1 protein-coding gene is annotated in these 1,257 nt (G+C 50.8%); it reads right to left on the reverse strand.

Translation table 11 applies throughout. The features are described from left to right. Positions 1–65 precede the first annotated feature (65 nt). Positions 66–1,257: C2H2-type zinc finger protein (locus KBW69_RS23390; protein WP_257282540.1), on the reverse strand; the 1,192-nt coding region annotated here is incomplete at its 5' end.

Here is a 1,257-nt window from a genome sequence, read left to right on the forward strand (position 1 = left end):
TGCACTTCAGATCATGCCCAACCGTGTACAGCGCCCTTCCCTGCTGAGCCTGTGACAAGCAGCAATCAATCACTAGACTTTGCGTCGTCAAGCTTTCGTTTTCGGTGTTGCCTTCTGTGATCCGACAAGGTTCGAGCGTTTGGCAGGGTCTTCTGGCACTCAGGGCAGCTTTGCTCTCCGGTGTGATATTTACTTTTGTGCACCGACAGGGCTTTCGCATTTGGCAGAGTCTTCCGGCACTCAGGGCAGGTTTGCTCTGGGGTGTGATCTTTTCTTTTGTGATCCGACAGGGCTTGAGCGTTTGGCAAAGTCTTCTGACACTCAGGGCAGCTTTGCTCTGGGGTGTGATCTTTTCTCTTGTGATTTGACAGAGCTTGAGCGTTTGGCAGGGTCTTCTGACACTCAGGGCAGGTTGGCTCCCCGGTGTGATATTCACTTTTGTGACTCGACAGGGCTTTCGCATTTGGCAGGATCTTCTGGCACTCAGGGCAGCTTTGCTCTGGAGTGTGATCTTTTCTTTTGTGAACCGACAGAGCTTGAGCGTTTGGCAGGGTCTTCTGGCACTCGGGGCAAGTTTGCTCTGGAGTGTGATCTTTTCTTTTGTGATCCGACAGGGCTTTCGCGTTTGGCAGGGTCTTCTGGCACTCAGGGCAAGTTTGCTCTCCGGTGTGATATCGAGTTTTGTGATCCGACAGGGCTTTCGCGTTTGACATGATCTTCTGGCACTCAGGGCAGGTTTGCTCCGTGGTGTGATCTTTTCTTTTGTGATCCGACAGGGCTTTCGCGTTTGGTAGGGTCTTATGGCACTTAGGGCAGGTTTGCTCTCCGGTGTGATATTGCCTTTTGTGAGTATTTAATGAGCCTTGAGAGCCAAGTGATTTTTCACAGCCGGGGTGATCACATCGGTATTTTTTGGAGCCTGCCTTCCTTTGTTTTTTCGCAGGAGGCGGATTTAATGTTAATGATGGACCGATTGTACTGTCAGCTCCCGAGACAACGGTCGGAACTTCAGCAGGATGGCTTACCGGGTCAGATTCCTGATCGTCCGTTTGCAAATAGACATCTGTTCTGCAAGCGAAAGAGTCGTCTGAGGTTGAACGACACTGGATACTTGTAGAGGGAGCGAAGATACAGCGTCCTTGTCGATGACAACAGGGCTGTTCATGGCAATTTTCGTCGAGGCTATGTCGGGAGTCGGTGGGTCGGCCCGAATTTTCATCATTCTGGTCGTTGTCGTATAGATAATGCGATTTTTCT

This window comes from Endozoicomonas sp. ISHI1 (assembly GCF_024606225.1).
In the GTDB taxonomy this organism is placed as follows: Bacteria; Pseudomonadota; Gammaproteobacteria; order Pseudomonadales; family Endozoicomonadaceae; genus Endozoicomonas_A.